An 18,983-nucleotide genomic window follows, 5' to 3' on the forward strand; every position below is an offset into this window, starting at 1 on the left:
GAAGTCTTCAGGCGGCTTCAGGCTGCGTTCAGCGACCCTCGCCGACAGTGGTTCCCGTCGGCAACGCAGCAACGCACCGGACGACTTGGGGCCGGTCTCACCCGGATCGCCCGAGAGGTCCGGCACATCAGGAGGAACCGATATGAAGCGCAACATCGTCATCGCCACCGTGGCGGCCGCGGCCCTGATCGGGGGCGGCACGGCGACGGCCCTCGCCGTCACGGACGACGGCACGGCCTCCGCCACCCGGTCGTCGCCCCGGGCGGCGGACGACGACCGCGCGGACCACGTACGCCACGACGACGACACCCGGGCGGACGACCGGACGCGGACGGACGGCCGAACCGGGACGGACGACGGGACACGGGCGGACGGTCCCGCCCGGACGGACGACCACCCTCACCCGGACGACCGCACCCGAACGGGGCATCACGCTTCCGGCGCGGACGATCACGGCGACGACGCCGCCCGGCTGAGGTCCGCCCGGGTGACGGCGGCCGAAGCCCTCGCCACGGCGCTGCGTCACACACCGGGCACCGCCGCCTCCGCCGATCTGGACGACGACCGCTCCACCCCGACGTGGGAGATCGGGATCCTCGCCACCGGCGGCACCTGGTACGAGGTGCGCGTCGACGCGGGCACGGGCAAGGTCGTCGCCGCCCACACGGAGCCGGGGCACCGGGGCGGCCACGACGACTGATTCCACGGTCGTCCCGTAGGGGCCCTGGTGGGGCCGCGGGCGGGGCGTACGGCGGGGCGGGTGACCCTCCTTCCGCGCACGGCGGGGCGGGAGGGCCACCCCTCCGCGGCACCGGCGGAACGGAGGGATCAACGGTCCCGGACCCGACGGGCGGGAGGATCACCCGCCCGGAGTACGGCGCCCCGGCACACGACGAAGGATGCGACCACCCGCCCCGGACCCGACTGTGCCGAACCACCACCCGCCCCGGCCGCGGGCCGGCCGGAAGACCATTCGTCCCGGGATCGACGGACTGGAAGGCCGATCATCCCGGGAACGGCGCAGCGAAAGGCCACCTGTCCCGGTGGCGGGGCGGCCAAAGGCCGACCAGTCCGGGGACCCACGGGACCGGAAGGTCGACCGTCCGAGGGGCGGCGCGGCGAAGGCCGACCACTCCGGGGACCCGCAGGACCGCTAGGCCGACCGTCCCAGGGGCGGCACGACGAGAGGCCGACCGCTCCGGGGACCGCACGATGAAAGGCGAACCGTCCCAGGCGGCACGGCGAGGACCGACCGCTCCGGGGACCCGCAGGACCGGAAGGCCCGGCGCCCGGGAGCGGCGCGGTCGCAGTCCCGACCGTCCCGGGGAGGGGCGGCAGGATCAGCAAGCCCGCCGTCCCGACATCGGCGCGGTCGCGGACGCTACCGTCCCGAGGGCGGCGGGATCAGAAGGCCCACCGTCCCGCGGCCAAGCCGCCGGCAGGCTCCGTCAGGCCTCGGTCAGGCCCTCCACCAGCGTGTCGGCGGCCCGGTAGGGGTCGAGTTCGCCGGCGACGATCCGTTCCGCCAGCGCGCTCAGGCGGCGGTCGCCGTGCAGGTCGCCGATGCGCCGGCGCAGGGCCGTGACCGCGATCGTCTCGACCTCCTGGGAGGCCCGGGCGAGCCGGCGCTCGGCGAGGACGCCGTGCTCCTCCATCCAGGCGCGGTGCTTCTCCAGGGCCTCGACGACCTCGTCGATGCCCTCGCCGCGCGCCGCGACCGTCTTGACGATCGGCGGGCGCCAGTCCCCGGGCCCGCGGGACTCGCCGAGGCCGAGCATGTGGTTCAGCTCGCGCGCGGTCGCGTCGGCGCCGTCCCGGTCGGCCTTGTTGACCACGTACACGTCGCCGATCTCCAGGATTCCGGCCTTCGCCGCCTGGATGCCGTCGCCCATGCCGGGGGCGAGCAGCACGACCGAGGTGTCCGCCCGGGAGGCGATCTCGACCTCCGACTGGCCCACCCCGACGGTCTCGACCAGGATCACGTCGCAGCCCGCCGCGTCCAGGACGCGGATCGCCTGGGGGGCCGCCCAGGCCAGACCGCCGAGGTGACCGCGGGTCGCCATCGAGCGGATGTACACACCGGGATCCGAGGCGTGCTCGGACATCCGGACCCGGTCGCCGAGCAGCGCGCCCCCTGAGAACGGGGACGAGGGGTCGACGGCCAGGACGCCGACCCTCCTGCCCTGCCGCCGGTAGGCGCTCACCAGCGCCGAGGTCGACGTCGACTTGCCGACGCCCGGCGACCCGGTGAGCCCGACCACGTACGCCCCGCCGGCCAGCGGAGCCAGCGCCGCCATCACCTCACGCAACTGCGGGGACGCCCCCTCCACCAGGGAGATCAGCCGGGCCACGGCCCGCGGCCGGCCTTCCCTGGCCTGGGCCACCAGCGAGGAGACGTCCTGCATCACAGCTCCGTTCAGAGTCGTACGAAACAACGCGGCGGCACATCCGCGGCGCGGCACCTACGCCGTGGGTACCCGCACGATCAGCGCGTCACCCTGACCGCCGCCACCGCACAGCGCCGCCGCGCCCACACCGCCGCCGCGCCGCTTCAGCTCCAGCGCCAGGTGCAGTACGAGACGGGCGCCGGACATGCCGATCGGGTGACCCAGGGCGATCGCCCCGCCGTTGACGTTCACCTTTTCCGAGGTCACGCCGAGATCCTTCATCGACTGCACGGCGACCGCCGCGAACGCCTCGTTGATCTCGATCAGGTCGAGGTCCGAGACGTCCAGGCCCTCCTTCTTCAGGGCGTGCAGGATCGCGTTCGACGGCTGCGACTGCAAAGAGTTGTCCGGTCCGGCCACGTTCCCGTGCGCGCCGATCTCGGCGATCCACTCCAGGCCGAGCTCCTGCGCCTTGGTCTTGCTCATCACGACCACGGCCGCCGCGCCGTCCGAGATCTGCGAGGAGGAGCCGGCCGTGATCGTGCCGTCCCTGGTGAACGCGGGACGCAGCTTGCCGAGCGACTCCGCCGTGGTCTCGGCGCGGATGCCCTCGTCCTTGCTGAAGACGACGGGCTCGCCCTTGCGCTGCGGGATCTCCACCGGCGTGATCTCCGCCTCGAAGACGCCGTTCTTCTGGGCGGCCGCCGCCCGCTGGTGCGAGAGGGCCGCGATCTCGTCCTGCGCCGGACGGGCGATGCCGAGGCGCGTGTTGTGCTTCTCCGTGGACTCGCCCATGGCGATGTTCTCGAAGGCGTCGGTCAGACCGTCGTGCGCCATGGCGTCGAGCATCTCGATGGCGCCGTACTTGAAGCCCTCACGGGACTTCGGGAGCAGGTGGGGGGCGTTCGTCATGGACTCCTGGCCGCCCGCGACCACGACGTCGAACTCACCGGCCCGGATCAGCTGGTCCGCGAGGGCGATCGCGTCCAGGCCCGACAGACACACCTTGTTGATCGTGAGCGCGGGGACGCTCATCGGGATGCCCGCCTTGACGGCCGCCTGCCGCGCCGGGATCTGACCGGCCCCGGCCTGCAGCACCTGGCCCATGATCACGTACTGCACCTGGTCACCGCCGATCCCCGCACGGTCGAGGGCGGCCTTGATCGCGAATCCTCCGAGGTCGGCTCCGGAGAAGGACTTCAGCGAGCCGAGCAACCGCCCCATCGGGGTGCGGGCACCCGCGACGATCACGGAGGTCGTGCTGTTCGTTCCAGACATGAGGTGCGATCCCCTTCCAGCTTGCACAGCTGAGGAGTGAACGAGGGTTTACTTGAATGTACTGAGCGGTAGGCCACCCGTCATCCGGCTGTCAGTGTGATCGCGCGCACGTTGCGTAACCGCCGCGGGAGCGCTGCACTGGCTCCATGCTGACGCGAATCGACCACATCGGGATCGCCTGCTTCGACCTCGACAGGACTGTCGAGTTCTACCGGGCCACGTACGGCTTCGAAGTCTTCCACTCCGAGGTCAACGAGGAGCAGGGCGTGCGCGAGGCCATGCTCAAGATCAACGAGACGTCCGACGGCGGCGCCTCCTACCTCCAGCTCCTGGAGCCGACCCGCGAGGACTCGGCCGTCGGGAAGTGGCTGGCGAAGAACGGCGAGGGCGTCCATCACATCGCCTTCGGCACGGCGGACGTCGACGCCGACGCGGGCGACATCAGGGACAAAGGCGTACGCGTCCTCTACGACGAGCCGCGACGCGGCTCCATGGGGTCACGAATCACCTTCCTTCACCCCAAGGATTGCCACGGTGTGCTGACAGAACTGGTCACTTCGGCGGCTGTTGAGTCACCTGAGCACTGACCTCCGTATATCTGGGCCGGTAGGGTTGGGGGCGGCCGCTGCCATTTCGGGGCGGCCCGGGGCCTGTCCGGCGACGGGCTCCGAGGTCGTGCCGCCGTGACGACGGCATGACCGAGGGCCGGGGTCCAGGTTTTCGGGGGACGAGCGTCGGGGCAGCAGCCCGTGCTCCGCTGTTGATCTGACACCATTCCCCGGGGGCACCGTTCGGCGGATGGACGGGGCTCGTTTGGAGAGACTTGCGACCAGGGGACGGATGGGACCGCGCAGTGCGGGGCTACGAACGCCAGGAGCGAGAGCCGGCGGCTGACGTCGACCACCTCTCTCGGTTCGAGGCCGAGATGGAGCGGCTGAAGACCGAGCGGGAGAAGGCCGTCCAGCACGCCGAGGACCTCGGCTATCAGGTCGAGGTGCTGCGCGCCAAGCTGCACGAGGCGCGCCGCAGTCTGGCGACCCGGCCTGCCTACGACAGCGGCGGCGACCTCGGCTACCAGGCCGAGCAGTTGCTCCGTAACGCCCAGATCCAGGCAGATCAGCTGCGCGCCGATGCCGAGCGCGAGATGAGCCAGGCCCGGGCGCAGACGCAGCGCATCCTCCAGGAGCACGCCGAGCAGGCCGCCCGCCTGCAGGCCGAGCTGCACGCCGAGGCGGTCGCGCGGCGTCAGCAGCTCGACCAGGAGCTGGCCGAACGCCGCCAGACCGTCGAGTCGCACGTCAACGAGAACGTGGCCTGGGCCGAGCAGCTGCGCGCCCGCAGCGAGCAGCAGGCCCGCCGACTCCTCGACGAGTCGCGGGTCGAGGCGGACCAGGCGCTGAGCACCGCCCGCGCGGAGGCCGAGCGGATCGCGGCCGAGGCCCGCCAGCGGCTGACGAACGACGCCGAGTCGGCCCGTGCCGAGGCCGAGGCGCTGCTGCGCCGGGCCCGTACCGACGCCGAACGGCTGCTGAACGCCGCGTCCACCCAGGCCCAGGAGGCCACCGAACACGCCGAGCAGCTGCGCAGCTCCACGGCGAACGAGTCGGACAGCGCCCGCCGCCAGGCCACCGAGCTGAGCCGGGCCGCCGAGCAGCGGATGACGGCCGCCGAGACGGCACTGCGCGAGGCAAGGGCCGAGGCGGACAAGGTCGTCACCGAGGCGAAGGACGCCGCGGCCAAGGCCCTGGCCGGCGCCGAGTCGGCGAACGAACAGCGCACCCGCACGGCGAAGGAGCAGGTCGCCCGGCTGGTCAGCGAGGCCACCAAGGAGGCCGAGACCACCAGGTCCGAGGCCGAGCAGGTCGTCGCGGAGGCCCGTGCCAAGGCCGAGAAGATCGTCGCCGAGGCCGAGGAGAACGCCCGCAGTCTCACCGCGGAGGAGACCGCCTCCCAGCTGTCCAAGGCGGCCCGTACCGCCGAGGACGTGCTCAACAAGGCGTCCGAGGACGCCAGGAAGACCACGAAGGCGGCGGCCGAGGAGGCCGAGCGGATCCGCACCGAGGCGGAGTCCGAGGCGGACCGGCTGCGCGCCGAGGCGCACGACATCGCCGAGCAGCTCAAGGGCACGGCGAAGGACGACACCAAGGAGTACCGCGCCAAGACGGTCGAGCTGCAGGAGGAGGCGCGCCGGCTGCGCGGCGAGGCCGAGCAGCTGCGTGCCGACGCGAACGCCGAGGGCGAACGCATCCGCAGCGAGGCCCGGCGCGAGGCCGTCCAGCAGATCGAGGAGGCGGCCAAGACCGCCGAGGAACTGCTCGCGAAGGCCAAGGCCGACGCGGACGAGCTGCGGACGACCGCGACGACCGACAGTGAGCGCGTGCGCACCGAGGCCATCGAGCGCGCCACGACGCTGCGCCGACAGGCCGAGGAGACCCTGGAGCGCACCCGCAAGGAGGCCGAGAACAACCGCGCCGAGGCCGTCGAGCTGGCCGAGACGATCAAGGCGGAGGCCGAGCGGGCCGCCGAGGCGGTGCGCGAGGACTCCGAGCGCGCCATAGCGGCCCGCCGGACGGAGGCCGCCGAGGAGCTGACCCGGCTGCACACCGAGGCCGAGCAGCGGCTCGCCTCGGCCGAGCAGGCGCTGAGCGACGCGCGGGCGGAGGCCGAGCGGATCCGCCGCGAGGCCGCCGAGGAGACGGAGCGGCTGCGCGGCGAGGCCGCCGAGCGGATCCGTACGCTGCAGGCGCAGGCCGAGGCGGAGGCGGACCGGCTGCGCAACGAGGCCGCCGCGGACGCCTCGGCGTCGCGGGCCGAGGGCGAGAACATCGCCGTACGGCTGCGTTCGGAGGCCGCGGCGGAGGCCGAGCGGCTGAAGTCGGAGGCCCAGGACAGCGCCGACCGGGTACGGGCCGAGGCCCAGGCCGCGGCCGAGCGGCTGGCGACGGAGGGCGCCGAGACGCTGGCCGCCGCTCAGGAGGAGGCCGTCCGGCGCCGCCGCGAGGCCGAGGAACTGCTCGGTTCGGCACGCCAGGAGGCCGACCAGGAGCGCGAGCGGGCCCGCGAGCAGAGCGAGGAGCTCCTCGCCTCCGCGCGCAACCGTGTGGAGGAGGCCCAGGCCGAGGCCGTACGGCTGGTCGAGGAGGCCGACCGGCGCGCGACCGAGATGGTCTCGAACGCCGAGCAGACCGCACAGCAGGTGCGCGACTCCGTGGCCGGGCTGCACGAGCAGGCCCAGGAGGAGATCTCGGGCCTGCGTTCCGCCGCCGAGCACGCGGCCGAGCGCACCCGCACCGAGGCGCAGGAGGAGGCGGACCGGGTCCGCGCCGACGCGTACGCCGAGCGGGAGCGCGCCTCCGAGGACGCCGGCCGTGTCCGGCGCGAGGCGGCCGAGGAGACGGAGGCCGCGAAGTCCCTCGCGGAGCGCACGGTCTCGGAGGCCATCACGGAGTCCGAGCGGCTGCGCTCGGAGGCCTCGGAACACGCCCAGCGGGTGCGGACCGAGGTGTCGGACGCCATCGCCAACGCCGACCAGGACGCCTCGCGCACCCGCGCGGAGGCCCGGGAGGACGCCAACCGGATCCGTTCGGACGCGGCCACGCAGGCGGACACCCTCATCAACGAGGCGCGCTCCGAGGCGGAGCGGCTGACGAACGAGACGAACGCGGAGGCCGAGCGGGTCCGCGCCGAATCCACCGCCAAGGCCGATCAGTTGCTCTCCGAGGCGACCGGGGACGCGGAGCGGCTGCGCGCCGAGGCCGCCGACACGGTCGGCGCCGCGCAGCAGCACGCCGAGCGGGTCCGTACCGAGGCCGCGCGGGTCAAGTCCGAGGCGGAGGCGGAGGCGGAGCGGCTCACCTCGGCCGCGCGCGAGGAGGCCGACCGGACGCTGGACGCGGCGCGCCAGGAGGCCAACAAGCGGCGCTCCGAGGCGGCCGAGCAGGTCGACACGCTCATCTCGGAGACGGCGTCGGAGGCCGACAAGCTGCTGGCGGAGGCTCAGCAGAGCGCGCAGAAGACCACGGCGGACGCCGAGAGCCAGGCCGACACGATGGTGGGCGCGGCCCGCAACGAGGCCGAGCGCCTTGTCTCCGAGGCGACCGTGGAGGGCAACTCCCTTGTGGAGCGGTCCCGTACGGACGCCGACGAGCTGCTGGTCGGTGCCCGCCGGGACGCGACCGCCATAAGGGAGCGGGCGGAGGAGCTGCGCGACCGCGTCACCTCCGAGATCGAGGAGCTGCACGAGCGGGCCCGCCGCGAGTCGGCCGAGACGATGAAGAACGCCGGCGAGCGCTGCGACGCGCTCGTGAAGGCGGCCGAGGACCAGCTCGCCGAGGCCGAGGCGAAGGCGAAGGACCTCGTCTCGGAGGCCAACTCCGAGGCGAGCAAGGTGCGCATCGCCGCCGTCAAGAAGGCCGAGGGTCTCCTCAAGGAGGCCGAGCAGAAGAAGACCTCGCTCGTCGCCGAGGCGACGGAGATCAAGGCCGAGGCCATCCGTGAGGCACGGCGCGCGGTCGAGGAGGGCAAGCACGAGCTGGAGGTGCTGGTCCGCCGGCGCGAGGACATCAACGCCGAGATCTCCCGTGTCCAGGACGTCCTGGAGGCGTTGGAATCCTTTGAGGCCCCGTCGGGCAACAAGGACGGTGGGGTCAAGGCGGGCGCCGCCGTCGGCGCACCACGTTCGGGTGGCAAGTCGTCAGAGGGCTAACCAGAAGATCCCATTCCGCACCTTTCGGACCTTTGGTGCGGACTCTGGCAAGCACTCTGACGGCCAGCCACCCAAAAGGAGTGTCATTCTCCAGATCAAACACGTATCCGCTCGATGACACACCGCTTTGGCCCCTAGGATTCCCCCTATCACCTCACCGGTCTCATTCGACAGGAACCCCATGAGCGACACTTCCCCCTACGGCTTCGAGCTTGTGCGGCGTGGGTACGACCGCGCTCAGGTGGACGAACGCATTTCGAAGCTCGTCTCCGACCGTGACAGCGCTCTGGCCCGTATCACTGCTCTCGAGAAGCGCATCGAGGAGCTCCACCTCGAAACGCAGAACGCCCAGGCCCAGGTCACCGACGCCGAACCGTCGTACGCGGGTCTCGGCGCGCGGGTCGAGAAGATCCTCCGCCTCGCCGAGGAGGAGGCGAAGGATCTGCGCGACGAGGCCCGTCGCGCGTCCGAGCAGCACCGTGAGCTCGCCGAGTCCGCCGCGCAGCAGGTCCGCAACGATGCAGAATCGTTCGCTGCGGACCGCAAGTCCAAGGCGGAGGACGAGGGCGTCCGGATCGTCGAGAAGGCCAAGAGCGACGCCTCTCAGCTGCGCCAGGAGGCGCAGAAGGACGCCCAGTCGAAGCGCGAGGAGGCGGACGCCCTCTTCGAGGAGACCCGCGCCAAGGCCGCGCAGGCCGCCGCCGACTTCGAGACGAACCTCGCCAAGCGCCGTGAGCAGTCCGAGCGTGACCTGGCCTCGCGTCAGGCCAAGGCCGAGAAGCGCCTCGCGGAGATCGAGCACCGCGCGGAGCAGCTCCGCCTGGAGGCCGAGAAGCTGCGCACGGACGCCGAGCGCCGCGCCCGCCAGACCGTGGAGACGGCCCAGCGCCAGGCCGAGGACATCGTCGCCGACGCCAACGCCAAGGCCGACCGTATCCGCTCGGAATCCGAGCGCGAGCTGGCGGCGCTGACGAACCGTCGCGACTCCATCAACGCCCAGCTCACGAACGTCCGCGAGATGCTCGCGACGCTCACGGGCGCCGCGGTGGCCGCCGCGAGCACGCCGGCCGAGGACGAGCCGATCTCGCGCGGGGTTCCGGCCCAGCAGACCCGGTAACCGTTTCCTGTCCACGGCTGCGGCCCGCACCCTCCTCGGGTGCGGGCCGCAGCCGTGGGCGCCGGCAGGGGCACGGGGAACGGCGCGACAAGGCCCGGCGGCGCGGCCGTGAACCCCGGTGAACAAGCGGCAAAGACCCGCTCGCTCAAGTAGCGCGGCCCTGGGGTCCGCCCTACCGTGGCCGCATGATCGAGCTCGAGGGGCTGACCAAGCGGTACGGCGAGAAGGTGGCGGTCGATCAGCTCTCCTTCGCCGTCAGACCCGGCATCGTGACGGGGTTCCTCGGGCCCAACGGCGCCGGCAAGTCCACCACCATGCGGATGATGCTCGGGCTCGACCGGCCCACCGCGGGCGACGTACGGATCGACGGACAGCACTACGACCACCTCAAGGACCCGCTGAAGTACATCGGCGCCCTGCTGGACGCCAAGGCCATGCACGGTGGCCGCAGCGCCTTCAACCACCTTCTCTGTCTCGCGCAGAGCAACGGCATCCCGAGGGCGCGGGTGGACGAGGTCCTCGACACGGTGGGGCTCACCGCGGTCGCGCGGAAGAAGGCCAAGGGCTTCTCGCTCGGCATGGGCCAACGGCTCGGCATCGCGGGCGCGCTGCTCGGCGACCCGCGGATCCTGATGTTCGACGAGCCGGTCAACGGCCTCGACCCCGAGGGCATCCACTGGATCCGCAACCTGATGAAGTCGCTGGCCTCCCAGGGACGGACCGTGTTCGTGTCCAGCCACCTCATGAGCGAGATGGCGCTGACCGCCGACCACCTCGTCGTCATCGGGCAGGGCCGGCTGCTGGCCGACACCTCCATGGCCGACTTCATCCAGCGCAACTCCCGGTCGTACGTGCGGATCCGGACCCCGCAGCGCGAACGGCTGCTCGATGTACTGCACGAGGCCGGGATCACCGTCGTCGAGAGCGGCAGCGGCGCCCTGGAGGTGGACGGCGGCAAGTCCGAGCAGATCGGTGAACTGGCCGCGCGTCACCAGCTCGTACTGCACGAGCTGAGTCCCCAGCAGGCCTCCCTGGAGGAGGCCTTCATGCAGCTGACCGCGGAGTCGGTGGAATACCACGCGCACTCCGACACCCCGCCCCGCGAGTGGGGCGGCGACTGGCGGAAGGAATCCTGAGCATGGCGGCCTCCCAGGTCCTCAGGTCCGAGTGGACCAAGATCCGGTCCGTTGCCTCCACGGTCTGGACACTCAGCCTCGCCGCCGTCGTCACGATCGCGCTCGGCATCCTGATCTCGCTGCTGTCCAAGAACGAGTTCGACAAGATGAACGCGAAGGACCGGCTCTCCTTCGACCCGACGTACATCAGCTTCGCTGGCATGAGTCTCGGTCAGCTCGCGATGATCGTCTTCGGGGTGCTGGTGGTCGGCAACGAGTACAGCACCGGCATGATCCGCACCTCGCTCGCTGCGGTCCCGCAGCGTGCCACCTTCCTCTTCAGCAAGGTCGCGGTGGCGACGGGGCTCGCCTTCGTGGTCGGCATCATCACCAGCTTCGTCGCGTTCTTCCTCGGGCAGGCGACGCTCGGCGCGCACCGGGCGTCGATCGGCGACCACGGGGTGCTGCGCGCGGTGATCGGCGGCGGGCTGTACATGACGCTCATCGCGGTGTTCTCGATGGGTGTGGCGACGATGCTGCGCAGTCCGATGCTCTCGCTCGGCATCCTGATGCCGTTCTTCTTCCTGATCTCCAACATCCTCGGCGCGGTCTCCGCGACCAAGAAGATCGGCCGCTATCTGCCCGACCAGGCCGGCAGCAAGATCATGCGGGTGGTGACCCCGATCGGCGACGACACCCCGTACGGCCCCTGGGGCGGCCTCGCGATCATGGTGCTGTGGGTGGTCGCGGCACTCCTGGGCGGCTATGTGCTGCTCAAGAGGCGGGACGCCTAGAAGAAGCGGGAGCCGAGAGCCGGGAGCCGCGGGCGGAAGCCGCACGGGGCGCAAGCCGCCCGGCCGACCGACAGGGTGCGCGCGTTCAGGAGACGGGGCGCGTGACGTCGTCGTCGCCGGCCGGCGACGGCCCCGGGATCAGCCCGTCGAAGTCCGTCCAGCCCTCCCAGCGCCACACGTCCCTGTCGAGGTCGGGCTGCAGCGGCACGAAGCGGCCGAGTTCGAAGTCGCCGCCCTCCAGGTCGAACCAGCGCTCGTCGGCGACCTCGGTGCCCAGGCCCACGGTCCGCGCCGTCAGCCGCACCAGCAGCTTCACGCCGTGCGAACCGGTGAGGTCGTTGCCCTGGATATACCGGAACGGCAGCTCGGCCACCGGCGCCTGGACCGGTATCCACACGGTGAACGGCGCCCCGCGCTCGACGGCGAGCCAGTACCGCTCGTCGGCGGGCTCCCCCTTGGCGTCCAGGACCTTCAGCCACTGCTTGTAGATGACCAGGCTGCCGTCGTGCGGGGAGCGCTCCAGATAACGCAGATGGACACGGGCGCGCAGGTCCACGACGGACAGGTTGTCGAAACGGTTGTAGAAGCGGACGGCGATGATCGCGTCCTCGCTGTTCGCGTGCTGCCGCGAGTAGCCCGGGAAGTCGGCGGTCCAGGCGTGCGAGATGCTGGCCCGCTGCCGCCAGACGAACGGCCGCAGCGCGAACATCTTGATCAGCACGATGCCCAGCAGCACCGCGGGCACCATGGCGCCGGTGACGGAGGCGACCGTGGCGAGCAGCTGGTGCGCGGTGCTGTCCGGTTCGGGCGCCAGACTGTCCGTGCCGACGCTGGCCCGCAGCACCGCGAGACTGAGGTCGAGCAGCCGCTCCCCGTTCGAGAACCGCTCCGCCATCGACCGCGCGGAGTGCTCGGTCAGTGTCCAGGCCGCCGCGATGACGACGGAGAGCCCGGCCAGCGCGCCGAGCGTCATCAACAGCAGCGCATGGACGGTGCGTCCGGCGATCCACCAGCGAACGGACGTACGGAAGCGCGGATGCGTCCGGCCCCGCCCCGCCGCTCCCCTGGCGTCCGCTCCTTGCCTCGTGCGCCTCAACTCGTATCCCCCGTAACCGACTTGGCCCCCACTCATAGAATGGGACGGCATGATTCCCGGTGTCCGTTCCGGCCAACCCTGCCGCGGCGGGCGAGAGCGGGCCCCGCCCCGGGTACACCTCGCGTGAAAGGCTGTGCCCGTATCGCGCGACCACCCCCGAAGGGCGTCACCGTGACCACGAAGGACCGAAGCCTCCAGGCGCTGGGCCTGGACGACGTGCCCGCCAAGCAGCCGCTCACCTATCCGGGCCGGCCCACCCCCGAGCCGTCCCTGCTCACCGGCGGCGAGCTGCTCCAGCTCGATGTACGGCCGCTGCGGCTCGGCGAGTGGTACGTGGAGGAGCGCCAGGCGCAGCAGCGGCTGGACGAGGCGCTGGCCGACCTCGGCCAGGCCGGCACCGGAAACCGCCACCCGGTGATCGCGGTCGGTTCGAACGCCTCCCCCGGCCAGGTCGCCCACAAGCTCACCCGGCTCGGCATCCCGGCGACCGTGCCGATGGTGCCGGTGCGGGTGCGCGGCATCGGGGTGGGCTGCTCGGGGCACATCAGTCCGGCGGGTTACGTGGCGGGGACGCCGTACGTCGACCGGGGAGCCGCGACCACGCTGGTCGTCACCTGGCTGGACCCGACGCAGCTGAAGGCGGTCGACGACACCGAGTTCCCGGACTACCGACGGGCGATACTGCCCGGCGACGCGTTCGAGATGACGATGCCGTCCGGGGAGCGGCTCGGCGGCGCGTACATCTACTTCAGCGCGCACGGGGTGCTGGCGGACCCGGCCACCGGACAGCCGCGGCCGGGCGGCGGCGACCAGGCGGAGCTGCTCGCCGCGCTGCTCGCCGGCTCCGCCCGGCTGCGGGAGCTGCTGGGGCCCGATCCAACGGCCTGGGTGCGGCAGGCCGGGGCCGACCGCGCGCTGCGCGAGCGGGGCACGCTCGTCTTCGGCGAGGAGGGCTGGGTACTGCCGCAGACGGACTTCCTGCCGTACGTCGACGACGCGGCCGAACTGCGGCTGTACGACGACCTGCCGCCCCTGGACGACTCACTGCCGCACCGGGGCTGAGGACGCGGCTGGGCCGGGGTGTGCGCGGCCGGCTCCGGAGATCCCTTTCCGGCCTGACCTGGGACGACGGGTACCTGACAAGGACGGGGGCGGGGACCGTACCTCCCGTCGATCTTCCCCGTACCTCTTCCCGGCGTGACCTGCACGGTTTTACTTTCTCTTGAGCGGAACCGTCAGCGCCCCGATATCCTCCTAACCCTTACGGGGGCGTGCGCCCCGACGTCCTGAACCTTTCGATGGGTGCGGAGCATGATCGAGGCAGTCGGCCTGACGAAGCGCTACGGCGCCAAGACGGCCGTGTACAACCTTTCCTTCCAGGTGCGGCCGGGCGCCGTCACCGGCTTCCTCGGGCCCAACGGCTCCGGCAAGTCGACGACGATGCGGATGATCCTCGGCCTCGACAACCCCTCCTCGGGCCAGGTGACGATCGGCGGCTTCCCCTACCGCAAGCTGCCGAACGCGCCCCGGCAGGTCGGCGCGCTCCTCGACGCCAAGGCCGTGCACGGCGGCCGGCACGCCCGCAACCACCTGCTCTGCCTCGCCCAGCTGTCGGGCATCCCGGCCCGCCGGGTGGACGAGGTGCTGGGTGTGGTCGGTCTGCAGGACGTGGCCAGGAAGCGCTCCAAGGGCTTCTCGCTCGGCATGGGCCAGCGGCTCGGCATCGCCGCCGCGCTGCTCGGCGACCCGCAGGTGCTGCTCTTCGACGAACCGGTCAACGGCCTCGACCCGGAGGGCATCCTCTGGGTCCGCAACCTCATGAAGGCGCTCGCGGCGGAGGGCCGTACGGTCTTCGTCTCCTCGCACCTGATGAGCGAGATGGCGCTGACCGCCGACCACCTGATCGTGATCGGCCGCGGCCAGCTGCTCGCCGACCAGAACATCAAGGACTTCATCTCGCACAACTCGGCCGACTTCGCGCGGGTCCGCACTCCGGAAACGGAGCCGCAGCAGCGCGAGAAGCTGACGGCCGTGCTGACCGAGGCGGGCGGCCAGGTACTGCCCGAGCAGGACGGCGGCCTGCGGGTCACCGGGCTGCCGCTGCCCCGCATCAGCGATCTCGCGCACACCGCCGACGTCCGCCTGTGGGAGCTGTCGCCGCACCAGGCCTCGCTGGAGGAGGCGTACATGCGGATGACGCAGGGCGCCGTCGACTACCGCTCGACGATCGACCAGCGGGCCGGACTCCAGCAGGAGCTGCCGCCCGGCGCGATGCCGCCGCCGCAGATGCCGGTGCCGGGGCAGGGCCAGCCGGGCTGGTACGCACCGCCGCCGCCCCAGCAGGGCGGGCAGCCGTTCGCGATGCCCCAGTCAGCGCCTCAGGCGGGCCCGTACGGCACCGCGGGCGCCCCGGCCGCCGGCCAGGGTCCCTACGGCGCTCCGGCCGCTCCCGGCGCCGCGGACGCCAACCCGTACGCGCAGCCCGCGCCGCAGGCCCCCGCACAGCCGCCCGCGGCCCCCGCCGCCCCCGACCTGACCAAGCCCGAGGACGCCCGATGAGCACGCCCCAGCCGCCGATGCCGCAGCAGACCGCCGCTGCCCCCCACTGGCAGGGGGCGCCCGGCGCGTCGTACACCTCGCCGATCCCGATCACCCGCACCCACCTCGGGCACGCGCTCACCTCCGAGTGGACGAAGATCAGGTCGGTGCGCTCCACGCTGTGGACGCTCGGCATCTTCCTCCTCCTGGTGATCGGCATCGGTTTCCTGGTCGCCGCGCAGACCCGGGACACCGACTTCGGCGACGTGCCGTACACGATCCCGGCCTTCTTCGGGCTGATACTCGGTCAGATCTGCCTGATCACCCTCGGCGTCCTGGTGGTCTCGTCCGAGTACGGCACGGGCATGATCCGGACCACCTTCACCGCCTCGCCCCAGCGCCACCGGGTGCTCGCCGCCAAGCTGATCATCTTCTTCGCGGTCGCCTTCGCCGCCTCGGCCTTCGCGATCGGCCTGGTCGGCCTGATCACCTCGGGGATGCACAGTGGCGCCTCGAACGTCTCCTGGGGCGGCTCGGTCCTCAAGGGCGCGCTGTACGTCTCGCTGCTCGGCGTCCTCGCGCTCGCGGTGGGCTCGATGCTGCGGCACTCGGCGGGCGCGATCACCACGATGCTCGGCGTCGTCCTGGTGCCCGCGATCATGCCCGCGTTCCTGATGATGTCCCAGAGCATGCGCACGATCGGCGAGAAGATGCAGGAGTACAACGCTCCCAACTCCCTCGCCAAGATCTTCGGACTGGACAGCGAGAACAGCGCCGGCGGCGCGCAACTCGGCCTGCTCGTCGGGGTGACGGCGGCGGCGATCATCGGCGCGTTCGTCCTGCTGGAGCGCCGAGACGTGTGACGTCTCCCCGTGCCCCGGCAGGCGACGTTCACCCCGTCGCGAGCCGCGGCGCCAGGGCGTGCCAGGCGTCGCGAGGCAGGCGGGACTTTCGCCACACGCCCTAGAACCTGGGCGCGTTACGGGACCGCTGCACCCGCGTGGTGCGGCGGTCCTTCGCGTTCCAGCAGGCCTTGTGCCAGTGACGGCGCTCGTCGACGCCCGAGTGCTCCGGCCAGGCCACCACGTGCGGGAGGCCGGAGGGGATCATCTGGTCGCAGCCCGGACAGCGGTAGGTCTTGCCCTGCGCGCTGGCGCCCGCCACATGACGCACGCTCCACTCCTCGCCCCGCCAGCTCTCCGTGGACTGCCAGCCGCCGTACCGCCCGGAGCGGTCGTCCTCCGCGCTCCGGCCGGAGGGGTCGGAACCCTTGGAACGGTTACGACGCGGGGACACAGGACACCTCACGGAGCTGTACAGGGGGCAGAGACCCCATCCAGCCTACGCGGCACGCGCAGGGGTAGGCGTACCTCGAACCCGCTCGGATCGACCACCCGTCGGAGCATTCTGCAGACAATCCGGAAATCCCTCCGACAGGCCGTGTCTTCGGCACGTGTCGGACGGTTATGCCGGTCGGGGGAGCTCCGCGTCGGAGCCGAGGAAGCAGGAAGCACCATGCACGTGGGAAGTTTTGTACTGGCGGCCCAGTTCCCCGGACAGGGCCAGGGAGAGGCACTGCACCGCGCGGTGCGGACGGCCGAGGTCACGGAGGCGGCCGGCCTCGACGCGGTGTGGCTGGCGGAGCACCACTTCGTGCCGTACGGGACGTGCCCGTCGGCCGTCACCCTCGCCGCCCTGCTGCTCGGCCGCACCAGCCGCATCCGCGTCGGCACCGCGGTGAGCGTACTGCCCACCGTCCACCCGGTGGCACTCGGCGAGCAGGCCGCGCTGCTGCACGTGACCTCCGGCGGCCGCTTCTCGCTGGGCGTGGGACGCGGCGGCCCCTGGGTCGACCTGGAGGTCTTCGGCGCGGGCCTGGAGGCGTACGAGAAGGGGTTCCCCGAATCACTCGATCTGCTGGTGCGCTGGCTGCGCGAACCGTCCGTCGAGGCCCACGGCGAGCGGTTCGCCTTCCGCGAGGTCCCCGTCGTCCCCCGGCCCTCGGAGACCCTGAGCGGCTCCCCCGGTCCCGAGGTCGTGGTCGCCTGCACCTCACCGGCGAGTGTGCGACTGGCGGCCGAGCGCGGACTGCCGATGCTTCTCGGCATGCACGTGGGTGACGAGGAGAAGGCCGAAATGGTGACCCTGTGGCGGCAGTACGCGCGTGTGGCGGGACGCTCCGCGGACGAGATCCGCGCCGCGGCCCATGTGTCCGCCGGCGTCTGCCAGATCGCGGACCGCCGCACCGACGCCGTGGAGACGCTCCTCAAGGCGATGCCGGGCTGGCTGAAGCAGGGACTGGACGCGCATGTCACGGTCGACGGCCGCGCGCGCTCGATGCGGGACCCGCACGCGTACACCGAACTGCTCTGCGGACTGCACCCGGTGGGCACCCCGCGGCTGTGCGCGGACCGGCTCGCGGCGACCTCGGAGCGGACCGGCATCTCGCGCTTCGCCCTGCTCGTCGAGGGCTCGGGCGATCTGGCGGCGACGGAGGAGAACGTGCGCAGGCTCGGCGCCGAGGTGCTCCCCCACCTCGGCTGAGCCCCGCACGCGGGAAGCTTGCCGCCCCGGTACAGATGCACCTCCCGCGTACGGAGCGGCAAGCAGTGCGGCATCAAGGCGTCAGCAGTCGCGGAACTCCGGTGACTGGTTCAGCAACTGACTGCGCACCGAGGTGAAGCGTGCCAGTGTGTCGTCCACTGAGGCGTCCAGTGGGAACACCGCCACCCGGTGGCAGTTCTGGAAAGCCAGCCGCACACCGAAGTGCCGCTGCAGCGCGCCGCGTATCGCGTCACTCGCGAGCGCACGCAGCAGCTGGCCACGTGCCTGCTCGTCCGGCGGAGGCGTCTGGTTGTCGGCGAAGTTGCCGCCGTCCACCTTCAGCTGAGCCACCAGGGAGCTGATCATCTCCCATGCGTAGGGCAGGGAGGTCCGGACGCAGTCGACGAATTCAGCTTCGTCGACCTCGCCTCGCTCGGCCTTTTCGAGTAGGGCCGGTGAGACGTCGAGCGACATGGGTTCTCCTCTCGCACCCCCAGAGCGCGGGGGTTGCCGGACAGATGAGGGAACTCGCGATCTCCAACACGCTGAGTACACGCATCGCGACCTCCCGTTTATACGGTAAGCAACGGACCGTGACGGCACCAGGAGAATGCGCACATAGTGAACTCCCACTAGGCCCACAATCAGCCACGACCGAACAGGCGTCTTCCAGGGCGAATCGCGTGGACCTGTGCCCGTCGAGTAGCGTTGCCGACCATGCGTCTCGTCATTGCCCGCTGCTCCGTTGACTACGCGGGCCGGCTCACCGCCCATCTCCCGTCGGCCCCCCGCCTCATCCTGGTGAAGGCGGACGGCAGCGTCTCGATCCACGCGGACGACCGCGCCTACAAGCCCCTCAACTGGATGTCGCCGCCGTGCACCCTGAAGGAGGGCACGGGCGAGGAGGAGGGCGTCTGGACCGTCATCAACAAGGCGGGCGAGAAACTCATCATCACGATGGAGGAGATCCTGCACGACTCCTCGCACGAACTCGGCGTGGATCCCGGCCTGATCAAGGACGGCGTGGAAGCGCACCTCCAGGAGCTCCTCGCGGACCGCATCGACACGCTCGGCGAGGGCTACACGCTCATCCGCCGCGAGTACATGACGGCCATCGGGCCCGTCGACATCCTGTGCCGCGACGCCGAGGGCCGGACCGTCGCCATCGAGATCAAGCGGCGCGGCGAGATCGACGGGGTGGAGCAGCTCACCCGCTACCTGGAACTCCTCAACCGCGACCCGCACCTCGCGCCGGTCCGCGGCATCTTCGCCGCCCAGGAGATCAAGCCGCAGGCCCGCGTCCTCGCCACGGACCGCGGCATCGGCTGCACGGTCCTGGACTACAACGCGCTGCGCGGCATCGAGGACGACAAACTGCGCCTGTTCTGACGCGCGTCGCCGCGACGCGC

At 71.6% G+C, this 18,983-nt stretch carries 16 protein-coding genes; 11 read left to right on the forward strand and 5 right to left on the reverse strand.

Translation table 11 applies throughout. The annotated features are described in order from the left end of the window. The first annotated feature begins 142 nt into the window (after positions 1-142). A complete protein-coding gene (locus OG199_RS15085; RefSeq protein WP_356802421.1) occupies positions 143-700 on the forward strand; it encodes a PepSY domain-containing protein in 558 nt (185 codons plus the stop codon). A gap of 748 nt (positions 701-1,448) precedes the next feature. Here OG199_RS15085 and meaB read toward each other — a convergent pair. Both meaB and OG199_RS15095 read right to left on the reverse strand, forming a co-directional pair. Further along, a complete protein-coding gene (meaB, locus tag OG199_RS15090) occupies positions 1,449-2,405 on the reverse strand; it encodes a methylmalonyl Co-A mutase-associated GTPase MeaB (protein WP_356802419.1) in 957 nt (318 codons plus the stop codon). 57 nt (positions 2,406-2,462) lie between these two features. Next, positions 2,463-3,665 (reverse strand): acetyl-CoA C-acetyltransferase, encoded by a 1,203-nt coding sequence (locus OG199_RS15095; protein WP_356802418.1) that lies wholly within the window; start codon positions 3,663-3,665, stop codon positions 2,463-2,465. A gap of 146 nt (positions 3,666-3,811) precedes the next feature. Here OG199_RS15095 and mce point away from each other — a divergent pair, with 146 nt between their 5' ends. The 5 genes from mce (at position 3,812) to OG199_RS15120 (ending at position 11,396) form a co-directional block, all read left to right on the forward strand. Further along, the gene (gene mce, locus OG199_RS15100; protein ID WP_266701422.1) at positions 3,812-4,252 is read left to right on the forward strand and encodes a methylmalonyl-CoA epimerase; all 441 of its coding nucleotides are present in this window, start codon (positions 3,812-3,814) and stop codon (positions 4,250-4,252) included. A gap of 266 nt (positions 4,253-4,518) precedes the next feature. Then, positions 4,519-8,370 carry a polarized growth protein Scy gene (gene scy / locus OG199_RS15105; protein ID WP_405829877.1) on the forward strand — a complete coding sequence of 1,284 codons (3,852 nt, stop codon included), beginning with the start codon at positions 4,519-4,521 and terminating at the stop codon, positions 8,368-8,370. Positions 8,371-8,551: 181 nt separating this feature from the next. Further along, complete coding sequence (locus OG199_RS15110) at positions 8,552-9,487, forward strand: cellulose-binding protein (RefSeq protein ID WP_266701420.1); 936 nt, start codon at positions 8,552-8,554, stop codon at positions 9,485-9,487. A gap of 185 nt (positions 9,488-9,672) precedes the next feature. Then, positions 9,673-10,623, forward strand: a complete 951-nt coding sequence (locus OG199_RS15115) for an ABC transporter ATP-binding protein (protein ID WP_266701419.1) — start codon at positions 9,673-9,675, stop codon at positions 10,621-10,623. Between the two features lie 2 nt (positions 10,624-10,625). Next, complete coding sequence (locus OG199_RS15120) at positions 10,626-11,396, forward strand: ABC transporter permease (RefSeq protein ID WP_356802413.1); 771 nt, start codon at positions 10,626-10,628, stop codon at positions 11,394-11,396. Between the two features lie 85 nt (positions 11,397-11,481). Here OG199_RS15120 and OG199_RS15125 read toward each other — a convergent pair whose 3' ends face one another. After that, positions 11,482-12,492: a hypothetical protein gene (locus OG199_RS15125; RefSeq protein ID WP_356802411.1), complete on the reverse strand. Its 1,011-nt coding sequence runs from the start codon at positions 12,490-12,492 to the stop codon at positions 11,482-11,484. Positions 12,493-12,663: 171 nt separating this feature from the next. On the opposite strand from OG199_RS15125, the gene OG199_RS15130 reads away from it, so the two are divergent. From OG199_RS15130 to OG199_RS15140, 3 genes are all read left to right on the forward strand, one after another. Next, positions 12,664-13,554 carry a hypothetical protein gene (locus OG199_RS15130; RefSeq protein ID WP_401799702.1) on the forward strand — a complete coding sequence of 297 codons (891 nt, stop codon included), beginning with the start codon at positions 12,664-12,666 and terminating at the stop codon, positions 13,552-13,554. A 249-nt stretch (positions 13,555-13,803) separates the two neighbouring features. Further along, positions 13,804-15,051, forward strand: a complete 1,248-nt coding sequence (locus tag OG199_RS15135; RefSeq protein WP_356802408.1) for an ABC transporter ATP-binding protein — start codon at positions 13,804-13,806, stop codon at positions 15,049-15,051. Beyond that, a complete protein-coding gene (locus tag OG199_RS15140) occupies positions 15,048-15,893 on the forward strand; it encodes an ABC transporter permease (RefSeq protein ID WP_356802406.1) in 846 nt (281 codons plus the stop codon). Before OG199_RS15135 ends, OG199_RS15140 begins: the two co-directional genes overlap by 4 nt. Positions 15,894-15,993: 100 nt before the next feature. Here OG199_RS15140 and OG199_RS15145 read toward each other — a convergent pair whose 3' ends face one another. After that, positions 15,994-16,326: an ATP/GTP-binding protein gene (locus tag OG199_RS15145; RefSeq protein WP_356802404.1), complete on the reverse strand. Its 333-nt coding sequence runs from the start codon at positions 16,324-16,326 to the stop codon at positions 15,994-15,996. Between the two features lie 219 nt (positions 16,327-16,545). Here OG199_RS15145 and OG199_RS15150 point away from each other — a divergent pair, with 219 nt between their 5' ends. Continuing rightward, positions 16,546-17,574, forward strand: coding sequence for an LLM class flavin-dependent oxidoreductase (locus OG199_RS15150; protein ID WP_356802402.1), 1,029 nt, complete (start codon positions 16,546-16,548; stop codon positions 17,572-17,574). A gap of 81 nt (positions 17,575-17,655) precedes the next feature. On the opposite strand, the gene OG199_RS15155 is transcribed toward OG199_RS15150, so the two are convergent. Beyond that, the gene (locus OG199_RS15155) at positions 17,656-18,048 is read right to left on the reverse strand and encodes an SCO5389 family protein (protein ID WP_101400700.1); all 393 of its coding nucleotides are present in this window, start codon (positions 18,046-18,048) and stop codon (positions 17,656-17,658) included. A 243-nt stretch (positions 18,049-18,291) separates the two neighbouring features. On the opposite strand from OG199_RS15155, the gene nucS reads away from it, so the two are divergent. Next, positions 18,292-18,963 (forward strand): endonuclease NucS, encoded by a 672-nt coding sequence (nucS, locus tag OG199_RS15160; protein WP_266701411.1) that lies wholly within the window; start codon positions 18,292-18,294, stop codon positions 18,961-18,963. The last annotated feature ends 20 nt before the right edge of the window (positions 18,964-18,983 follow it).

This window comes from Streptomyces sp. NBC_01176, from assembly GCF_045039825.1.
Lineage (GTDB): Bacteria > Actinomycetota > Actinomycetes > Streptomycetales > Streptomycetaceae > Streptomyces.